14 protein-coding genes are annotated in these 19642 nt (G+C 51.7%); 7 read left to right on the top strand and 7 right to left on the bottom strand.

Annotated elements, in window-relative coordinates:
• Nucleotides 1-33 precede the first annotated feature (33 nt).
• From spoIIAA to sigF, 3 genes are read left to right on the top strand one after another with little or no spacing between them, the layout of a single operon-like run.
• The gene (gene spoIIAA / locus EH198_RS21575; protein ID WP_124697587.1) at nucleotides 34-387 is read left to right on the top strand and encodes an anti-sigma F factor antagonist; all 354 of its coding nucleotides are present in this window, start codon (nucleotides 34-36) and stop codon (nucleotides 385-387) included.
• Nucleotides 384-839 (top strand): anti-sigma F factor, encoded by a 456-nt coding sequence (gene spoIIAB / locus EH198_RS21580; RefSeq protein WP_124697588.1) that lies wholly within the window; start codon nucleotides 384-386, stop codon nucleotides 837-839. Before spoIIAA ends, spoIIAB begins: the two co-directional genes overlap by 4 nt.
• A gap of 11 nt (nucleotides 840-850) precedes the next feature.
• The gene (gene sigF / locus EH198_RS21585; RefSeq protein WP_124697589.1) at nucleotides 851-1606 is read left to right on the top strand and encodes an RNA polymerase sporulation sigma factor SigF; all 756 of its coding nucleotides are present in this window, start codon (nucleotides 851-853) and stop codon (nucleotides 1604-1606) included.
• A gap of 137 nt (nucleotides 1607-1743) precedes the next feature.
• Here the strand turns inward: sigF and EH198_RS21590 are convergent, their stop codons facing one another.
• On the bottom strand, nucleotides 1744-2337 hold the full coding sequence (locus tag EH198_RS21590; protein WP_124697590.1) for a YdeI/OmpD-associated family protein: 594 nt from the start codon (nucleotides 2335-2337) through the stop codon (nucleotides 1744-1746).
• 225 nt (nucleotides 2338-2562) lie between these two features.
• On the opposite strand from EH198_RS21590, the gene EH198_RS21595 reads away from it, so the two are divergent.
• From EH198_RS21595 to EH198_RS21605, 3 genes are all read left to right on the top strand, one after another.
• Complete coding sequence (locus tag EH198_RS21595; protein WP_124697591.1) at nucleotides 2563-3066, top strand: ferritin; 504 nt, start codon at nucleotides 2563-2565, stop codon at nucleotides 3064-3066.
• A gap of 174 nt (nucleotides 3067-3240) precedes the next feature.
• Nucleotides 3241-4275, top strand: coding sequence for an NAD(P)/FAD-dependent oxidoreductase (locus EH198_RS21600; protein ID WP_124697592.1), 1035 nt, complete (start codon nucleotides 3241-3243; stop codon nucleotides 4273-4275).
• 351 nt (nucleotides 4276-4626) lie between these two features.
• Nucleotides 4627-11220 carry an S-layer homology domain-containing protein gene (locus EH198_RS21605; RefSeq protein ID WP_124697593.1) on the top strand — a complete coding sequence of 2198 codons (6594 nt, stop codon included), beginning with the start codon at nucleotides 4627-4629 and terminating at the stop codon, nucleotides 11218-11220.
• A 141-nt stretch (nucleotides 11221-11361) separates the two neighbouring features.
• On the opposite strand, the gene EH198_RS21610 is transcribed toward EH198_RS21605, so the two are convergent.
• The gene (locus tag EH198_RS21610; protein ID WP_124697594.1) at nucleotides 11362-12366 is read right to left on the bottom strand and encodes an acyltransferase family protein; all 1005 of its coding nucleotides are present in this window, start codon (nucleotides 12364-12366) and stop codon (nucleotides 11362-11364) included.
• Nucleotides 12367-12627: 261 nt separating this feature from the next.
• Between EH198_RS21610 and EH198_RS21615 the strand changes: the two genes are divergently transcribed.
• Nucleotides 12628-13629: a phosphotransferase enzyme family protein gene (locus EH198_RS21615; protein WP_124697595.1), complete on the top strand. Its 1002-nt coding sequence runs from the start codon at nucleotides 12628-12630 to the stop codon at nucleotides 13627-13629.
• Here the strand turns inward: EH198_RS21615 and EH198_RS25520 are convergent.
• The 5 genes from EH198_RS25520 to EH198_RS21640 form a co-directional block, all read right to left on the bottom strand.
• Entirely contained in the window at nucleotides 13510-14058 is a 549-nt protein-coding gene (locus EH198_RS25520; protein WP_124697596.1) for a DUF3888 domain-containing protein, read from the bottom strand. The two genes, EH198_RS21615 and EH198_RS25520, sit on opposite strands and share 120 nt — an antisense overlap.
• 1004 nt (nucleotides 14059-15062) lie before the next feature.
• Nucleotides 15063-15908 carry an ABC transporter permease subunit gene (locus EH198_RS21625; RefSeq protein WP_124697597.1) on the bottom strand — a complete coding sequence of 282 codons (846 nt, stop codon included), beginning with the start codon at nucleotides 15906-15908 and terminating at the stop codon, nucleotides 15063-15065.
• Entirely contained in the window at nucleotides 15905-16894 is a 990-nt protein-coding gene (locus EH198_RS21630) for an ABC transporter ATP-binding protein (protein ID WP_124697598.1), read from the bottom strand. The genes EH198_RS21625 and EH198_RS21630 overlap by 4 nt, the downstream gene beginning before the upstream one ends.
• Nucleotides 16891-18054, bottom strand: a complete 1164-nt coding sequence (locus tag EH198_RS21635; RefSeq protein ID WP_124697599.1) for a hypothetical protein — start codon at nucleotides 18052-18054, stop codon at nucleotides 16891-16893. The genes EH198_RS21630 and EH198_RS21635 overlap by 4 nt, the downstream gene beginning before the upstream one ends.
• The gene (locus EH198_RS21640) at nucleotides 18044-18580 is read right to left on the bottom strand and encodes a sigma-70 family RNA polymerase sigma factor (RefSeq protein ID WP_124697600.1); all 537 of its coding nucleotides are present in this window, start codon (nucleotides 18578-18580) and stop codon (nucleotides 18044-18046) included. Before EH198_RS21640 ends, EH198_RS21635 begins: the two co-directional genes overlap by 11 nt.
• Between the last annotated feature and the right edge of the window lie 1062 nt (nucleotides 18581-19642).

The following is a 19642-nucleotide window of genomic DNA, read 5'->3' on the forward strand; positions in this document are numbered from 1 at the left end:
CGTTTCAAAGCAACGAAGAGGAGAGTGGCGAATATGAATTCTCATGTGCAAATGGAGCATCACAGGGGCGTACTCATCGTGCGTCTGACCGGGGAGCTGGATCATCACGCGGCCGATTATGTAAGAATGGATTTGGATGAAGCGATTCTGCGGAGACAGGTGGAGCACCTCGTCCTGAGCCTGAAGGATCTCCAGTTTATGGACAGCTCGGGGCTGGGCGTTATTCTGGGACGGTATAAGCTGATTCACGCCAAGGGTGGAAAAATGGTCATCTGCGCCGCCAACCCGCCGGTCAAGCGGCTCCTGGAAATGTCGGGTCTGCTGAAAATCATGCCGCTGTACGAGAATGAGAGCGCAGCGCTTTCGAATCTGGAGGTTGCGTTATGACACAAGAACAAGCGAAAAATTTCATGAGCGTCCAGTTTGCGGCGCTGTCGGAAAATGAATCGTTCGCGCGCGTCGTCGTGGCCTCTTTCGTTTCGAGGCTCGACCCGACCCTCGATGAGCTGAACGATCTGAAGACGGTTGTGTCGGAAGCGGTCACCAACTGTATTATTCACGGCTATGACAGCGATCCGTCCGGTATTGTCTATATCTCCGCAACGATCGACGGCGAGACGGTTCATCTTATGATCGAGGACAAAGGCAAGGGCATCGACGACCTGGAGCTGGCCCAGCAGCCCCTGTATACCTCCAAACCGGAGCTGGAGCGCTCGGGCATGGGATTTACCATTATGGAGAATTTCATGGACGAATTAGAAGTTACCTCCGAACCCGGGCGCGGAACCTCGATCCGGATGAAGAAGACGATCGTCTCAAAAAAAGCTTTATATAATTAGGGGATGGAGCCATGGATGCAGAATCAAAAAAAGCTCCGCCGACCTATTTGGACGATGCGGAGGTCAAACGGCTGATCGCGCTCAGCCAGGCCGGAGACACAACCGCCCGCGACACGCTCGTAGGCTGCAATATCCGGCTTGTCTGGTCGGTGGTGCAGCGGTTTATGAACCGGGGGTATGAGCCTGACGACCTGTTCCAGATCGGCTGTATCGGTCTGCTGAAGTCCGTGGACAAGTTCGATCTAAGCTATGATGTCAAGTTCTCCACCTATGCCGTGCCGATGATTATCGGCGAAATCCAGCGTTTCCTGCGGGACGACGGCACCCTGAAGGTCAGCCGTTCGCTCAAAGAAATGGCCAACAAGGTGCGCAAAATGAAGGACGAGATGTCCAAAACGCTCGACCGTCTGCCGACCATCGGCGAGGTGGCGGACGCGCTGGGCGTCACGCCCGAAGAAATCGTCTTCGCCCAGGAGGCGAACAAGCCGCCGACCTCGATCCACGAGACCGTGTTCGAGAACGACGGCGATCCGATCACCCTGATCGACCAGATTGCGGACGAGTCCCAGGAGCGCTGGTTCGATAAGCTCGCGCTCAACGAGGCGATCGGCTCCCTGACCGAACGTGAACGGCTGATCGTCTACTTGCGTTATTACCGTGACCAGACCCAGTCCGAGGTCGCGAGCCGTCTCGGCATTTCCCAGGTTCAGGTGTCGCGGCTGGAGAAGAAGATTTTGCAGAACATCAAGGAGCAGATTGCGCAGTGAAACCGACGCTCCCAAGGTCGAGACGTATGATCTATCGGACCGCATAGTAATTAAACAACCCGTAAAAAGGAGCCAAATGGCTGCCTTTTACGGGTTTAATGTTTTTCATTGCATGCTGCTTAGGTTTGCAACACGCCCTAATCATTCAATCCCTTTCCACCCAGAATTTGCTGCATATATTTTTCAACCCTTGACTCTCGAGTTTTGGATTGTTTGGGTTCAGAAAAATAAAGAATGTATGCTCTTTGCCGTCCGGGCGTCAATGCTTCAAAAGCAGTTTTCAAGGCAGGGATTTCATCGAATTTATTTTGAAATTCTTCAGGAATTTTGAATTCTGTATTCTTTTTAAAATTCACCTCTAAACCGGATTTTTCAACTTCAATGGCTTCATAAATATAGGCTTTCAAGATGGTTTCCATTTCAACTATTTCTTGAACATTGGTAAACCGAATTTGGCGCGCCGCCTGTACATTCTCCGTTTGTTGGATTAGAATACCATGGGTATCCTTTAACAAGGCACCTTTGTGAAACAGAAGCGCACAATATTCTTTAAATCCATGTATTAAAACTATATTTTTTTTCTCAAACGTGTAACAAGGATGCATCCACTTAAATTCTTCGGTCAGCTGACAGTCAAGAATGATCATTCTCAATTTCTCAAATTCTTCCTGCCACTTTTTGGCTTTACTCAAAAATTCATCAACCTTAGGATTCATTCTACTATTTGTCATCAAGGAACACCCCTCTTCAACATCATAATATTGTGTTTTTAAATGCTTAACTTGCCCCTTTTGCGCCGTCTCATAGGTTCAATTGTACTGCTTTTTTATGGATTGTACAGTTTGCTGAATCCAAACTTTTCTGCTATTCGCCGTGTTTTTCATCTCATGTCATGCCTTGAGGACAAACTTCATGGTATGATGGAAGAAAAATGACTAAGGATGGAGAGTGGTTATATGAAAGAGGAATTGGCAAAGGCGTTAAACGATCAAATGAATTTCGAGTTTTATTCGGCGCATGTGTATTTGGCGATAGCGGCGTATTGTTCGGGCGAGAGTCTGGACGGGTTCGCGAACTTTTTTCTGATTCAGGCGGAAGAGGAACGTTTCCATGCCATGAAGATCTACAAATTCCTGAACGACCGGGATCTCCGGGCTACGCTGGCGGCACTGCCGGAGCCGAAGAATGAGTATGCTTCAGTTCTGGAAGCTTTTGAGGCGAGTTACGCTCATGAGCAGAAGAACACCAGCAAATTCTATCATTTGGCCGATCTGGCGCTCGATGGACGTGAGCATGCTACAATTTATTTCCTGAAATGGTTCATTGACGAGCAGGTCGAGGAAGAGGCGCTGTTCAGCAGCATTATCCAAAAGCTGAAACGGATCGAGAACGACAGCAACGCTTTCTTTATGATGGACGCGGAGTTTGCAGCCCGCACTTTTACGCCTCCGGCTGAGTAATTCGGCGGAACTAGCTTCGAGAGATACATACCGTAACCAGTCAAGTCCGGGCCTGAGCGCCCGGGCTTTTTATGTTGTCAAAGGAAGCAAAATCCGATACAATTCAAATGATAATGATTATCAATTTCATAAATAAAGAGGCATCTATATTAACGTCCGATCTGGAGGAGAAGAATGAGCGATCAACCGGAATTATTTGATGTGACGATAATCGGCGGAGGCCCCGCCGGAATGTATACAGCTTTTTACAGCGGCATGCGGGATTTAAAGACCAAACTGATCGACGCCAATCAAGAGCTGGGCGGAAAAATGCTGATTTATCCGGAAAAAGTCATTTGGGACGTGGGCGGGGTAACGCCTATATTGTGCCGGCAGTTAATCGACCAGCTTAAGCGGCAGGCGCTTACTTTTGACCCGACGATTGTACTGGAGGAGCAGGTTGTCTCAATGGACCGTCAAGAAGACGGAACCTATATGCTGACCACCGCCTCGGGCAATAAACACTGGACACGTACCGTCATTCTGGCAATCGGCTACGGTATTCTTAAAATGGCCAAGCTGGAGATCGAAGGCGCAGACCGGTATGAAATAACGAACCTTCATTATACCGTACAGGAGTTGGAGCCATTCCGGGGCAAGCATGTGCTGATATCTGGCGGCGGCGACTCTGCGGTGGACTGGGCGAACGCGCTGGAGCCCGTCGCGGAACGGGTTACCGTGGTGCACCGGCGCGAGGAGTTCGGCGGACATGAGAAAAATATTGCGCTGATGAAGGCGTCCTCGGTCCATGTGCGCACGCCCTTTACGGTATACCAGCTGCACAGCAGCGGCGGAGCACGTATTGAGGAAGTTACAATCCGTCATGCGGATACTGGAGAAACGGAGTGTTTTGCGGTGGATGCCGTTATCGTCAATCATGGAATGAGATCCGATTTCGGACCTGTGAGAGACTGGGGGCTCGATATGGGAGAGTGGAACGTGAATGTCAGCGAGAAGCTGGAGACGAATTTGCCGGGCGTGTTCGCGGCCGGAGACTTCGTGAGTTACGGCAGCAAGGTAAGGCTGATTGCCGGCGCCTTTACGGACGCGGTATTGGCCCTGAACAGCGCCAAGCTGTACATTGATCCGGAAGCTCCGAAGGCCGCCTATGTCTCGTCGCATAACGAACGCTTCAAGGAGAAGAACAAGGCGCTGGGTTCCTTGGAATAATTGAAGCAGGCGCAGGACAGGGCTTGTCTATGAAAAAGGCTGCGCTGTCCTTACAAGGTTGACACAGTCTTTTAAAGCTTATTCCCCAGGGAATAATGCGATTGGAGTTACCCTAGATCAGCTGATATCCAATTAAAGCGTTTACATAAATTTGCCATTATGATATGATCGAGTAGGCATTGATCTGCAAACGTTCGCAAAAGCGATCTGCTGTTATATTTGGAAAACGACTCAAAGGGATGGAATGAACTTGAGTTTGATGATCTAAAGAGGGCAGCGGTTTTTTTATGGGCTTTGTGCAAACGTTAGCACAATGTTTGAATTATAATTTGCGGAGGTGGTATGAGCTTTATGTCAACGTGGTATGGAAAAAAACGCTGGCGCTGGCTGTCTATTGTAACCGCTATCATTATGGTTCTGCAGTTAGTTTCGGGCTTGCTTCCGGCGGCTGCGAACGCCGATCCGGAGGTGCTGGTCGCGGACCCTCTGATCGATCAGCCGGGCGGGTCGACCAAATGGATCGTTGTCGGCATCAAGGATTGGAACAACAGCAACCAAGAAATGCAGATGAAGCATCTGGTAGGGGGCTTTTATACGTATTCCATCGTGCTTCCGGCCGGGCATTACGAGTTCAAGCTCGTCCGATCGGGCACTTGGACCGGTTTTGACAACGCGGGAAATAACTTTGCCTTTGATTTGAGCGCTTCCGCCAAGGTGGATTTCTACATAAATGAAGACTTGAACCAGGCGCGGATCAGTCTGCCGAACGTACAGGGCATTCAGCAGTACAATCCGGTTCTGCCGGCCGCCAAATGGCCCAGACTGGTCGGAGATCTGCAGCCTCTCTTCGGGGAAGCGGAATGGTCGCCGGGAGGAAGCCAGCAGTTTTTCGTCGATTACAACTTCGATAATACGGTCTATAAGATCCAGCGTACCCTTCCGGCGGGGAGCTATCAGGCGAAGGTCATTTTTGGCACGGACTGGAACAGTGACGAAAATTACGGAGACAACGGTCAGAATCTGGGTGTACATGTGCTCGATCCGGCCAATGTTACTTTCTCCATCGACTACAGCTCCGGCAGCAAGAATCTGACTCATGATTACGTTCCGAAGAGTTCCAGCTTTGACGGCAAAATCGATAAAGGCTCCATTCTGTTCGACAGCCGTTCGATTACCTACAAGAAGCCTTTTGGAGCGATCAAGGCGGGACGGGAGGATGTGACTCTGCGCATTGCCGCCCTGCAGGGCGACGTACAGCTCGCGAAGGTCGAACTGACGAACCCGGATTCGCTATCCAAAGATTTCACGATGAACCGGGTGACTTCGGTGAATAACAAGGATTATTTTGAAGTGACCATCCAGGGAAGCCAGTTCTCCAAAATCGGCATCTGGGGCTATAAATTCATTCTGGTGGACGGAGCGGCCAAAGTCGAATACGGCGATGACACCTCCAGAGGCGGAAGCGGCAGCGTAAGTGACGAAGGCGCGGTGCCTTATGACCTGACGGTATACGATCCGGACTTCAAGACCCCGGACTGGATGAAGAATGCGGTCGTTTATCAGATTTTTCCGGACCGTTTCTTTGACGGGGACAAGAGCAACAACCGCGCCAAGACGGAGGATGGATATCGTGGCGCGAGTTCGGATGAATTTGCAACGGATAAAGGCGGACAGAAGCTGCAGTATTTTGACGGCGGGGTAACGGATGATCCGACTCCGGATCAGGTGTGGGGAACATGGGGCGATGCGCCCGAGAACCCTGACCGCAGCACCCCCGAGAACAAACCCTATTATCCGGATGCCAAGACAGACGGAGCATGGACCAATGAATTTTACGGCGGCGATATCAAGGGCATACAGGATAAGCTCGGCTATCTGAAATCGCTGGGCATTACCACCTTATATCTCAATCCCGTAACCTGGGCGGCTTCCAACCATAAATATGACGCTACCGATTACGAGCACCTTGATCCGATGTTTGGCGAGCCGGTATATAATACCCCTGGCGATCCGTCATCCGGACTCGATTACACCGCCACGCGGGCGGAATCCGACCGGGTTTACCAGGCTTTTGCCAAAGTGGCCCGCGAACAGGGAATGCATATCATTAACGACGGCGTGTTCAACCATGTCGGAGACGATTCGATTTATTTTGACCGGTATGGTAAATATCCCGAAATCGGGGCCTACGAATACTGGTCCAAAGTTTATGACAAAATGAACGCGGACAAAATCACCCAAACGGACGCGGAAGCGGCGGTGCGCTCAGAGTTTACGGTCAAGATCAATCCGCTGACAGGCGCGAATTATAAGTATCCCGAAGATTTTACGTACACGTCCTGGTTCACCGTTTTGAACGAAAAGGTCAAGAACCGCGACGATGACAACAAGCATTATAAGTACGACGCCTGGTGGGGGTATGACTCCCTGCCGGCGATGGATGCGAAAGATCCGCAGACGGCGGCAACGGACTTCTTCCCTGCGGATTCGGAGGCGATTGAGGGGCAGAACGAATGGAACAACATCGGATACCGGGAGGCAGTCATCGGGCATGATCTTGCCGGACTTAGCGAAGCCGACGCGCAGAAGGCGATGGAATCCACCAACTCGCAGAGATGGATGTGGATGGGCGCAAGCGGCTGGCGGCTTGACGTGGCTCCCGACGTATCGAGTGGAACCTGGCGGAAATTCCGCGAAGCGGTAAAATCCGTGGAAGGAAAAACCGACGCAAACGGAAATCCAATCGAGGACCCGGTTATTTTGGGCGAAGAATGGGGCGTGGCTACACGTTACCTGCTGGGCGACCAGTTCGACTCGGTGATGAACTACCGCTTCCGTGGCGCGGTTCAGAGCTATATGATTTCCGGAAATGCGGATACATTGAACCAGTCGCTGGAATCCATCCGGGAGGATTATCCGAAGGAAGCCTGGCAGGCGATGCTGAACCTGGTGGATTCGCATGACACAACCCGTTCGATTACCAAATATGATTATCCCGATTTCGAAGAGGAGCATTTGAAAATCGCGGATGAAGCTAAGGATCATTCACTCAAGCTGCAGGCGCTGACGGCGATTCTGCAAATGGGGTATCCCGGCGCTCCGACCATTTACTACGGGGATGAGGTCGGTTTGACGGGTACGAAAGACCCCGACTCCAGACGCGCTTTTCCTTGGGAGAGAATTATTGCAGGCAGCAGCGGCGGCTACAGCGCCTCGGGCAAATATGCGGAGCTGTTTGACACGTATCAAACGGCGGCAAAGGTTCGGAATAACAATGAAGTCTTCCGTACCGGTGATCTGAAGGTGGCCTATGCAAGCGGGGATGTTATTGTCTATGCCCGCAAAAACGATACCAAAGGCGGGCTGGTCGCCATCAACCGCGGCAGCGGCAGTCAAACGGTGAATGCCGATGTGGCCGGATTTCTGCCTGACGGATTGACGCTTGCGGACCAGCTCGGAAGCGGCGCGGAAGGAACGGTAACTGGCGGCAAAATCAGCCTGACCATCCCGGCGCTCTCCGGCATGATGCTGCTGTCAACGAGCGAGTTGTCCGTTGTGCCCCGGGTTACGGGACTTCAGGCTGTCGGCGGAGACGGCAATGTCACCCTGTCCTGGAACGCCGTGGCGGGCGCCGACGGCTATGTTATCTACCGGGCTGCGATTGAAGGCGGCGATCTGCAGAAGGCGGGCGAGAGCAGTACACTTAGCTTTATCGACAGCAGCGTAACGAACGGCAAGAAATACTATTACACGGTGACGGCAAAAACGGGTGCAAATGAGAGTGAACCGTGCGACATGGCTTCGGCAACACCGGCTTTTGTCATTGATTCGGTAACGATCGTGAAGAAAGCGACGGATATGACGGTCGGTGTCGGCAAGGCCACCTATGAAATCCAGGCGGAGATCAAAATTCCCGGATTGACGGATGTGCCTTCCAATGTCTATACAGAACCGTCAGGTGTCATCGCCAAGCTGATCTATTATCCTAGCTCGGGATCGCCGGATCAGGCTTTGGAGACGAAGCTCCGGTATAAAACGGATAACGTTCCGAACGGGTCCAAAATTTACTGGGCGGCATTCGAGCCGACCATGGCCGACGGGTATACGTATCTGGCTCAGGTGTCCACCGATAACGGGGAAAGCTTTGTATCCTCAGCACTTGAAACGGTGACCGTATCCTCCGACCCTGTCGATACGGATCCGCCTTCGCCGCCGGTCCTGGAGGATATCCCGGTTGAATCCAATTTGACGCATTTAACCTGGACCCTTGAAGCGGCGGATGCCGAAGGCATCGAAATATACCGCAAGGGAGACGGACCGGATTACAAGCTTATCGCCTCTTTAGATAAGAGCGTTCGCGATTATAAAGATTACACAGTCAGCAATGATACGGCTTATACGTACAAAATTGCGGCCTATGACACCGCGTATAACCGGTCTTACTCAGAGGAGCAGACAGTCACGCCGAAGGTAGTCATGGTCGATGTAACGCTTCGCCTTCATCTGCCGGATTATACACCAAGTACGGACAGCGTTAATATCGCGGGCGATTTTAACGGATGGAATGCCGGCTCGACCCCAATGAAGGTGCCGAGCGGCGCGACTGACAGAAGTGTGGTCGAATACAATTTCAAGATGATGGCGGGCAAATCAATCCAGTACAAATATACCCGCGGCACATGGGAGACCGAAGCGTTCACGAGCCACACGCGTGATGCCAATGACACGACGGATATGGGCAACTGGGCGTACAGCTCCACTGTGACCAATATGAAGCTGCAGATTACAAATCAGGGCGGCAGCAAGCAGGTCATCGACGATTATGTGCTGCGCTGGGTCGATATGCCAATGATCGTCACGCTGCCCCGGACTTCGTATGGTACGGACATTGAGTATACAACGAATGACAGCGTTATGAATCTGAAGGCTTTCGTGCCGTACGGCGTAGCCTTTACGATCAACGGGCAGCCGATCCCGGACGGCGCGATGGACGCTTACGGCAATGTCCTTTTAAGTTATATTCCGCTCGCGCCGGGCGTGAACAAGTTCGTGCTTCATATTGAGCCTACTGCCGAGACGCTGGCACTTCCTTGGTACGAAGATCAGGGACGGGCCGGACAGGCGACGAAGACGTTGACGATTACCGTCACACGGTCCGGCGGCGATAACGGCGGCGGCGGGACGACGCAGCCGACGCTGACCGGACTGGCTGCCAACGCTCCAGCTACAAGCCTGACCGTGGGTGATACTTGGAACACGTCCGTTCAGGCGCTGTACAGTGACAACAGCACGGCCGACATAACGTCGCAAGCGGCGTTTGAGTCGGCGCAGCCGGAGATCGCCCGTGTTAACGGCCAAGGCGTCGTTACGGCGGTATCGGAAGGTAGTGCGGTCATTACCGTCCGTTACGGCGGACTGTCGAAGTCGTTTACGGTGCAGGTGGTTAAGAAACCGGATAGCACGGACACGAACAAGCCGAAGTTCTTAATCGTCGGCAAGCCGGCTTCTAGCCTGACGGTTGGCGATACGTGGAATACCGTAGTTGTCGCCGTATACAGTGATGACAGTAAGGTTGATGTAGCTTCGCGTTCAACGTTCGAGTCAAGCCAGCCGCAGATTGCAAGCGTAGAAGCAGGCGGATTGGTTAGAGCTCTTTCGCCGGGTACAACTGCTATTACCGTCATTTATGACGGACTGGTTAAGAGCTTCGATGTCCAGGTGGCCCAGCAGAGCAGCCCGGACGGAACCGGCGGCAACGGCAACACGGGCAATGGAAGCAATGGAAGCAATGGAAACAATGGCACAGGCAGCGCTGGAACCGGTCAAACCCCAACGTCCGGTACGCAGACGGTGACGGCGGATCAGTTGAAACCGGACAGCAGCGGCGCCGTGTCGATTACGCTGGATCGTAACGTTCAGCAGCTCGTGCTGCCCCTTCAATCCGGATCGGCCGGAGGCGTGGACCGCATTGAAATCAAGGGAGAACAAGTGTCGCTTACGATTCCGGCGGAGGTGCTGAAATCCCTGACCGCTCTCCTTCCGGCGGAGCAACTGAACGGGGCGCATATTGCGCTGAACATGAGCAAGCTGGACCCAGCCTCCAAAGGGGCGGCGATCAAGCAGCTTTCTCTCCCTTCCGGCACCGTTCTGGGCTTGGCAAGCGAAGTGTACGATTTCGCCCTTCAGGTGGTAACGAAAGACGGAAAAGCGGTGAGCCTGTCAGCCTTTCCAAAACCAGTGGAACTTGTCTTCCACACGGACGCAAAAGCCGATCCGCAGCTTACCGGCGTTTACTATCTGAATAATGCCGGGATCGCAGAGTATATTGGAGGAGAGTGGGACAGCGGCCTTCTCAAAGCGAAGGTGACCCACTTCAGCCGTTATGCCGCGATGGAGTACGTGAAGACTTATGCCGATATTCCCGCAGGACATTGGGCGAATCGGGCTGTTTCCGTACTGAGCGCCAAGCATATTGTGAACGGTATAAGCGGCGGCGCCTTTGCCCCGAACCAGCCGGTCACTCGCGGGGAGTTCGCGGCAATGCTCGTCCGTTCGTTGGGTCTGACCGCGAAGGGGAAAGCGCCATTCGCCGATGTAACCGGCAAGGAATGGTACGCCGATTCCATAGCGGCCGCTTACGAGAGCGGAATAGTGAAGGGCGGGAACGCCGGAGCCTTCAACCCGCAGCAGCGCATTACGCGCGAAGAGATGGCGTCCATGCTCATCCGGGCCTATCGTGTGAAGACGGGTAACCAGGCGGGCAGTTCGGAAAAAGCCTCGTTCTCCGACGTTTCCGGCATCAGCAGTTGGGCGCAGAACGATGTGGCCGCAGCCGTTTCGCTCGGTCTGCTCCAAGGCAAGGACGGCGGCCGATTCATGCCGAAAGCCAATACGACCCGCGCGGAGTCCGCGCAGGCGTTATATAACTTGATCTCAAAATACTAAGGCACAGCCGCTTAGCCCCAAGCATTCGCTTGGGGCTCTTCATACATCGTTGATCAAACAAATCAGGTGGTAAGAAAAAAATGGGGCTGTTCCTCTGCCATCTGCGATGACATTTGGGGCAGCCCCTTCCTTAGAAAAAAATCATTGCACCCGCGATAATGGCGAGCTTTTCTTTTTATATAGACAAGATAAGTTAGGGCTGAAAAGCACCCGGCAGAGTTTTTCGACCCATTTCATGGAAAAAATAAAGGTTATGACGATGGCTAGCAGAATCAACAGCGTTTGATCCGCCCATGTGTCGATATACCGGTAAATGCCTAGATGATCCATTATTTTAAATACGAAACCGTGCAGCAAAAAGGGATACATCGTCCGAATGCCAGGGTCGCTGATCCGTGTCCGCCCCGTTGGGATTAAGGAGAGTACACAAAGTGACAAAATGACCGATACGGCTGCAATAGCCACCCTGTATATCCCCGCATACCATTCCGGGCTACCCAGTTTGGAGTAGCTGTAGCTGCCCCACAGCCATTCGCAATTGAGGTTCTGGCCATAGCGGAATAGAAGCCCCAGTGTGAGGATCATAATAAACGCAGATGCCAATTTGACCGGCCATTTAAATAAATAACAGAAGTATTTCCGCTTCATATAGTAACCTGCCAGGAAGAATGGAAAGAAGTTGATCGCTCGGAGCGATGACAAATTATACCCCAGTTCCGTAGAAGCGTAGCCGGCCAATACCGCAAGGCAGCTTGCAAACAGGATCGGATACCTTAATTTTGTAAAATACGGCAGGGCGATTTTCCATAAAATAACCGCAAGCAGGTACCAGGTTATCCAATAGGGCAGAAAGAAGGTGAATTTCAGGTTTGCCCGGCCGTTCAGATAATAATCCAGCAGCGTATACAGCGTTTCAAAAATGACGTACAGAACGAGATAGGGGCTAAGCTTCCCCGATTTCTTGGAAAAGTAACCCGTTATGAAAACAAAAAGCGGGATATGAAAAAAGTAAATGAAGTTGTACAAAGCCTTTGCAGACTCGCTTGTTGAATAAAGGGGTTCGAGCACATGGCCGATGACCACGAACGTAATCAAGACAAACTTCACATTATCGAAATAATAGTCGCGTTGATTAACCTCTGGCATCGTTTTAACTCCTCCAATCCGTTTTATTCACTCATATCCCAATATGCTAACAAACCAAGCTCGCAACCTCACCCTTCATAATCCGCGAGATTTCTGCCTTATCCAGTCTCTCATTGTCTTAGGGAACCTGACCGGTCGTATTTTTAGTCTTTCTCCGCTATGATACAGTATCCTTTGTTATGTTATATTATGGATATATGGATTATCTTACTGGAATTTTCATATATTGTTTGTTTATACCTGGCCGGGAGATTCTAAAAGATGGGGGCATTCTTAATGGCAAGCTCGAGGATATTGCTTAAAGCTGCAAAGTCTTTTGAATTTAATGTAGAAACGTTAGTCTTCCTGAGCAACTCAACAAATGAAGTCTACCGGTTTACCAAGGGTGATCTGTCCTATATCTTACGGTTATCTCAGAAACCACAGGAATACGTAGAGAAGATAAGGGCTGAGGTGGATTGGGTCTATTATTTGGTGGAGAACGGTTTACGTGCTTCATTACCAATCAAAACAAGAGAAAATCAATTAACAGCAGTTTACCATGATGAAGATAAGTGGTATATTGCAACAGCTTTTCACGCGGCTACAGGTCGCTTTTTTGATAAAAACGATGATCAATATTGGGGACCAAAGGTATTCCGGAACTGGGGAGAAACCATGGGGAGAATGCATCGGCTATCGAAATCTTACGGAGTTTCAGACGTTCTTGTGAAAAGAGGTTGCTGGAGCATAACGACCATCACTAACCCTCATCTGCAGCGCGGCAGTTTCTATGTACTCCTTGAAAAATTGATCTCCATGGAGAGTAAAATTCATTTACTCCCAAGGGATAGAGACTCGTTTGGACTGATTCATAATGATTTCCACCCTTATAATTTTTTTATCGACGACAGTGAAATAACCGTCTTTGATTTTGACGACAGTATCTATGGTTGGTTTTCATTAGACATTGCGATTGCTGCCACTCATGCCGTCTGGTGGGGAGTGCAAAAAGATGAACGTGCAGCTAAAAACGAGTTTGCTCAACTGTTTTTACGTGAATTTCTAATGGGGTACGGTAAAGAAAACCATCTCTCAGAATACTGGATACAAACAATCCCCATGTTTATGGAGTATCGGAATATTTGTTCTTTCTTCTGGTGGTTAGGTGAATGGGATGGTGATGAGAGTTGTCTTACAGAGGACCAACGGAATGCAATCAACAATGCGGTTAAACTTATTGAGAGAAGTTTGCCTTTTGATGGTTGCGAAATTCAAATCTAAAGAATAATTTCCATTTGCTGGAAGCTCAAAGTCTTTTATGTGGTTATATTTTATCAACTTAACGGTAGGTCCCGCAGATATTTCAAACGTAATACGATCCATACCTACTGAAATATGTGGTCCTACAACAGGCATCACTTCCACCGTTAATAAAAACATGAAACCCCGAAATCCATTTTTTCTTTCTATCTGAATCACATCTGTTTGATACGGATAAACCATAGGCGGCTCCTTTAAATATTTCAAGTAATAATTGTTCACTGCGTCTTGAATCGCTGGACTGAGTAAGAGCATAAGCATGTCTTGTAATTGGAGTTCTGTAGAATCTTGCTTAGGATTGTGCATTCCCGGATATGCTTTTGAGTCCAGGGGATTTATGATTAGTACCAGTGACAATAGAAAAAGGACAATTCTTAGTTTTTTTTTCATGTCTGATACCCCATTATTTTTTCTTGTTACGTTTCCCTGAATTATGATAAAAAATGCACACTGAATACCATGGGGATTAGGTTAACGGGGGGATAGTTCGGCGTCAATCTTAGCAATTCTGTAATATGAGAATACAAGTATGACAAATGATACAAAGATTAATATTACAAAGGAGTAACTAAGATTATGAAAAAGAGAATCCTTATAACTCTTTTAAGTCTAATTATTCAAAGTGTGGTAATCATTATGCTAATCATCATAGATACTACACCATTTGTTGATGGTTTGATTATTACAACTGGGATATTATATGCTCCTTTAGCTTCAATAGCTTTTGCGGGTATCATAATAACTCTTGTCAGGAAAAAAAATCTCAACTGCATCTTTTATTCATATTACCATTGTGTTCCATTTTTTTAATCGCACAGCTACAACCCTATTATAAATATTTAGATCAACGGAGAACTGACTATCAATACTTGCTATCGATCAAATATTCTGTTCGTAAAGGTTACAATGTCTTTTATCCCGTTTGGAGATCAACTCAAAACTTTAGTCCTGAGAGCGAGAACAAATTAACTTCATTATTAAATAAGCATATTTCTAAGGAGCAAGTGATAAGTCGAATTCGCTTTTTATAATATTCAAGATGAGAAACTATCAAATTTTATTAGTGAAAGTGATATTTTAAATGCACTTTTAAAGCATGGTTATAACAGAGTATATTTTTCAAAAAAGGATGATGTAATATATAGCATCTTTATTAATGACATTAAAAATGAAAAAAACAAAGTCAACATTATTAAATCAAACGAAAAATTGATTATCGAATAATTAATAACGACATATAACGATACATCCCTACGGAATACATTAGTGAAATAGCGAAGCGGCAGTCTAGGACTTTATTTTCTCGTCCCGAGCTGCCGCTGTCTTTTTCCAATGTTAGACTAAAACTTTTCACCTGCTGATTCCAGGGCGTCGCCCAGCGGCAGGGTCAAGCTCTACAGATCCTTCCGGCTGAACGCCCGGCACCCAAGCAAGAGCAGAACCGCCGCATATCCCACCGTATACAGGAGGAAGGTATTCGAAGGAACACTCGTTATGGAAAAAGGTCCCATGTCAGATATCGCCATTCCGGCCCAATCAGCTCCCCCCATAAGCTCGAAGAGGCTTCTTCGGTAGACCGAGTCCGTGGGCAGGAGCAGCCCGGTCAGAAGGAAGAATTTTTCCAACGCGGGATGGGGCCCTCCATAGCTCGATACCCCTTCAACCAGCCCGCTGAAGAGGGCAAATCCATACAGCAGGGCGGAGCAGATCCCGTTCCCCAGCATCGGCAGATAGACCGAACCCAGCATGGTAATCGTGAGGAGAAGGAGCGGCATCCAGAGGAACAGCCCTAAGCCTCTCAGCATCTCATCCGCCAGAATGGGAAACCCGGCCTGGATGTGGATGGTCCAGACTACGGAAACGAACAGGGCTGTGCTGTATACGGTGATCCAGACGGCGTGGCCCAGCCATTTGGCCAGATACAGCTTCCAGCGGGGGATGGGGCGGGCGGCGACGGCCAGCAGCAGGCCGTTCTCCTGCTCACCCGTGACGATTCCCATTGCCGAGAAGAGCACGAAGAAGGCCGCCAGGAATTGCGAGAAAAAAAGCCCCAGCACCATCAGCACCAGGCTGTTCATCAATCGTTCGGCGGGGGAGACCTGGTTCTGCCCGGCCATGCCAGTCAGCTCCCGGACCCCGAAGGCGAACAGGACCAGAAAGACGAAGGTCAGAATTAGCGAGACCAGGAACACCCGCTTGCGGGTCAGCTCCTTGAAGGTGGCAGAGATGTACATGGTCATTGCGGGACACCTCCCTGGCGTGACCCGGCCATCCGGAGGAACCAGGCCTCCAGACTGTTTGGCTCGGGGCCGGATTCGTAGAGCGTCAAGCCGCTCCGGATGAACAGGGAGCACAGGTAGCCGGCCTGTTCCCGGTCCGATACACGGGCGGTCAGGAGAGCGTTGCCGTCGTCATCGGCCTCGACCAGCCGCAGCAGGGAGGAGAGGGCGCCGCCGAGGGCGTCGTTCAGCTCCGCCCTCGTCTCCGGGAGCCAGCCGCCGAGCCGGAAGCGCCAGTTGGCACCGTTGCCCTCACTATCACCGGTGCCGCTGAGCAGCTTGTGCAGCGGACCCGACGCCAGCAGTTCGCCTCCGTACAGGAAGGCGGCTTCATCACACAGCTCCTCCACATCCTCGAGCAGATGGGTATTGAGGAAAATCGTCACGCCCCTGCCCCGGAGCCGTTTCAGCAGGCTGCGGATCTCGTAGCGGCCGACGGGGTCCAGGGCCGAAGCGGGTTCGTCCAGGATCACCAGCTCGGGATCCAGGAGCAGTGCGGCAGCCAGGCCGAGGCGCTGCTGCATTCCCTTGGAGAAGCCGCCGACCCGGCGGTCTGCGGCATCGGACAGGCCGACCAGCTCCAGGGTGTCCCGGACCCGGCTGCGGAAGGCGGGCGCCCGTGTTTCCTGCGGGCGCAGGCCCCCCAGCTGACCATGGAAGCGGAGCACCTCCGCCGGGGTCAGCCAATCCTGAAAGCGGAACAGCTCGGGCAAATACCCGAGCTTGCGCCGTGCCTCCGGCCGGCCCAGGGGCTGCCCCAGTACGGTGGCCCGCCCGGAGTCGGGGCGGTGGAGGCCGGCCAGCATTTTGACGAAGGTGCTTTTGCCGGCACCGTTGGGTCCCAGCAGGCCGAAGATGCAGCCCTCCGGCACCTGCAGGGTGATGCCGCGGCAGCCGCCGCGGCCGTTGTAGGTCTTGGTCAATTCCGCTGTGTCAATCATCATCATGGCTGGACAAGCTCCTCCGCGGCCCGCTGGAAAGTGGATTCCGCGGGGAAATCCTTCGTATCGCCGCTCAGCAAGCCAATCCGGTCCCCGTCGAGCCAGAGCAGATAGCGATTCCTGCCGTCCACGGTCATGACCGCATCATGTCCGCCCAGCCGGAGGCTGGTGGTCACGCCGTCATGGGCCGGAACCGGCAGGGTGCTCCGCCAATCCCCGATGGCGGCCAGCTTGGTCCGCAGGCTGTCCGGCAGCACGGGCAGCCCCAGTACCGCCTCTCGGACGGTTGCCGCATCAATGCCGTCCTCCACTGTGAGCTCCGGCTTGCCGAATTGGAGCAGCCGCACTGGCTTGCCCGACAAGTTGCCCTCTGTGGCGACGCCGTCCGGGATGTACAGTCGGATGGCTTTGCCGTCCGCTTCGACAGGTAGTGTAGTGGTGCTGCCCAAACGGGTGAGCAGCCGGTTGACCGCCTTCACATTCAGGGTGAAGGTAAGCGTGGTAGCCGGCTGGTAGGAGGGAGCGGTGGAGTTCCCCAGCTGGAGCAGGGGGGCGCCCATCCGTTTTTCCGCTTCGCCCCAGGTAATGGTACCGGCTTCCCCGCCACCCGACTGGGTCAAGGTGCCGTATTGGGCCAGGCTGAAGCTCCGGTCTCCCTCGGGCGAGCCGCTGTCCAGCAGGCCGGAGATGGTCGCCATGTCATCCGCTGTGATCCCGACTCCGACCATGTGCTGGATGCGGAAGGTTTGCATCATGGCGGCCAGCGCACGATCCCCCAAGGGGGTGGCAAACAGGCCAATAGCCATGACAGCCGCGGCAACCCCAGCGGTCAGTCTCCGAATTCTGCGCTTGGCCGGTCTCTCTGTCCGCCAGGCGCCGTCTGCCCCGTTAGCCCTTTTATCGTTTACAGCCACTGTCGCCGAGGCAAACGAGGGCCCTTGTGACACCCGTGTCTTCTTCATCTCAACCGCACCATCCTTATCGTTATTATCTTGATTCCCATCCAATCGTGCCTCGCTCCTTGTTTCGTCTGAACGCAGACCTTCCTCTGCCTGTCTCCAAAACGCCGGAACCGGCTCCCGGCCCGCGAGCCTCTCAAACCGGTTCCAAGCCCGGTCCGTATCAAAAACCGGTTCCCCGCCGGTCCGCTTCGCTTCATCCGCCATCGTGCTGCTCCTCCTCCTGCCCGTATTTCTTCTTCAGCCGTGCCTCCGCCCGGGCCAGCAGCGTGCCGACAATCTTCGGGTTGACCTCCAGCCGGACGGCAATCTCCTCATAGCTGTACCCTTCCTCCCGAAGGAGAAGGGCGGTCCGGTCCCGGTCCGAGAGCTTCTGCAGCACCCGTCGGACCACGTCCTTTTCCCACTCGCGGATGACCTCCGTCTCTCCCGAAGGGGCGGTGCTTTCCGACCAAGCCGCCACGCGGGCGGTTTCTTTTTCCAATAACGTCTTGCCCGACGACCGTTGTCTCAAATAATCGTAGCCCACCCGGGTCAGTACTTGGTGCAGCCAAGCGCCAACGGCCTCCAGCCTGTCCGGAGGGCTCCGGTAGAGCCGCAGGAATACCTCTTGGGCCAAATCCTCCGCCGCCGCATAATCGCCGGTCAACGCATAGAGCTTCCGCGCCACCCCGGGGTAATGCTCCCGGAACAAGCGCTGGAACAGCTCGGGTACCTGTGCGCCTTCCTCCATATTGCCGCCGTCCCCCCTTTCGCTTATAAGACGGATGCCGGATCGGTTTTGTAGCAGTGAAAAAGGGAAATTCACATTTTGATGCCCCTTATTTGCACTCTCTATACCATGCCGATCATCCGGATCTTCCGGAATTGGTACTGGTACATTTCATTTTCCATCCCGATCCTTCAAATCCTTTTTTCTGTCATTCCCTTGTTTGCCGAAAGCGCATGGTTACCCACGAGAGCAAATCAAGCGGACACCCTAAAACTGGACAATCGCGTTTCTGGGAGGGCTGCACCGACGGATTAAACCGGATTGTTTCGGTGATGCCGACTGTCAGATGAAGTTAAAGTTTTAGATGCCCATGCCGCTAATGCTGCACCATCAGATGATGAAATAAAGTTATTTCAGGATAGACTGGCCTAGAAGCCACTAGGCGCATGACGAGGAGGTAACATCATGGAAACCAATAATACAACTACTGCATTTTGGCTATCATCAGGCGATGAACTGCATATTTCCTGTTGCGAGCTTTCATTTTATGGGTTTGTTGCTGGAAATATATAAGGTAAGGATGGGTCATGGTCATACCCTGAGCCGGGGCTTACTTCTGCGGGATTACTAGGAGGAGCCATCTATCTGAACTTTTTCAATCAAACCATACAACGGACCTGCTCCGAAAGGAGGACCTTTTCAGGTCACTTTATTGTTACAATCAAATGAGAAATTTGTTCTCACGTTAAATGGCGATTATATCCTTTACCAAGGTAATCAGATTTTCCAGCCTGAGTTTTGTGAGTTTAAAATTCAGAGTTCAACGTTCAACCTAACGGACACGATAGAATAAGCTACAGCATGAGGCTTGTTCTAAAATCACTAAGATAGCGGAAAAACAATAATTCAATAAAAATGCGAAGGCAGCCGATCAGAATGATTGGCTGCCTTTGTTCGTGCGCCCAGCATGGGCGCTATCTTTAGGGTTGAAGTCCCGAATGGCGAAGGCAGTAGTAGCCATTAGCTTAAGACAAGGGTGTCTACCGCGAGGTGGAATCTGAAGGAAGTCGGCGGCAAATCTCC

It is taken from the genome of Paenibacillus rhizophilus (assembly GCF_003854965.1).
Taxonomy (GTDB): Bacteria; Bacillota; Bacilli; order Paenibacillales; family Paenibacillaceae; genus Paenibacillus_AQ; species Paenibacillus_AQ rhizophilus.

What these genes read in the sequence shown, in the direction of transcription:
- spoIIAA (WP_124697587.1), top strand. Translation starts at nt 34, where the DNA reads ATGAATTCTCATGTGCAAATGGAGCATCACAGGGGCGTACTCATCGTG.
- spoIIAB (WP_124697588.1), top strand. Translation starts at nt 384, where the DNA reads ATGACACAAGAACAAGCGAAAAATTTCATGAGCGTCCAGTTTGCGGCG.
- sigF (WP_124697589.1), top strand. Translation starts at nt 851, where the DNA reads ATGGATGCAGAATCAAAAAAAGCTCCGCCGACCTATTTGGACGATGCG.
- EH198_RS21590 (WP_124697590.1), bottom strand. Translation starts at nt 2,337, where the DNA reads ATGACAAATAGTAGAATGAATCCTAAGGTTGATGAATTTTTGAGTAAA.
- EH198_RS21595 (WP_124697591.1), top strand. Translation starts at nt 2,563, where the DNA reads ATGAAAGAGGAATTGGCAAAGGCGTTAAACGATCAAATGAATTTCGAG.
- EH198_RS21600 (WP_124697592.1), top strand. Translation starts at nt 3,241, where the DNA reads ATGAGCGATCAACCGGAATTATTTGATGTGACGATAATCGGCGGAGGC.
- EH198_RS21605 (WP_124697593.1), top strand. Translation starts at nt 4,627, where the DNA reads ATGTCAACGTGGTATGGAAAAAAACGCTGGCGCTGGCTGTCTATTGTA.
- EH198_RS21610 (WP_124697594.1), bottom strand. Translation starts at nt 12,366, where the DNA reads ATGCCAGAGGTTAATCAACGCGACTATTATTTCGATAATGTGAAGTTT.
- EH198_RS21615 (WP_124697595.1), top strand. Translation starts at nt 12,628, where the DNA reads ATGGGGGCATTCTTAATGGCAAGCTCGAGGATATTGCTTAAAGCTGCA.
- EH198_RS25520 (WP_124697596.1), bottom strand. Translation starts at nt 14,058, where the DNA reads ATGAAAAAAAAACTAAGAATTGTCCTTTTTCTATTGTCACTGGTACTA.
- EH198_RS21625 (WP_124697597.1), bottom strand. Translation starts at nt 15,908, where the DNA reads ATGACCATGTACATCTCTGCCACCTTCAAGGAGCTGACCCGCAAGCGG.
- EH198_RS21630 (WP_124697598.1), bottom strand. Translation starts at nt 16,894, where the DNA reads ATGATGATGATTGACACAGCGGAATTGACCAAGACCTACAACGGCCGC.
- EH198_RS21635 (WP_124697599.1), bottom strand. Translation starts at nt 18,054, where the DNA reads ATGGCGGATGAAGCGAAGCGGACCGGCGGGGAACCGGTTTTTGATACG.
- EH198_RS21640 (WP_124697600.1), bottom strand. Translation starts at nt 18,580, where the DNA reads ATGGAGGAAGGCGCACAGGTACCCGAGCTGTTCCAGCGCTTGTTCCGG.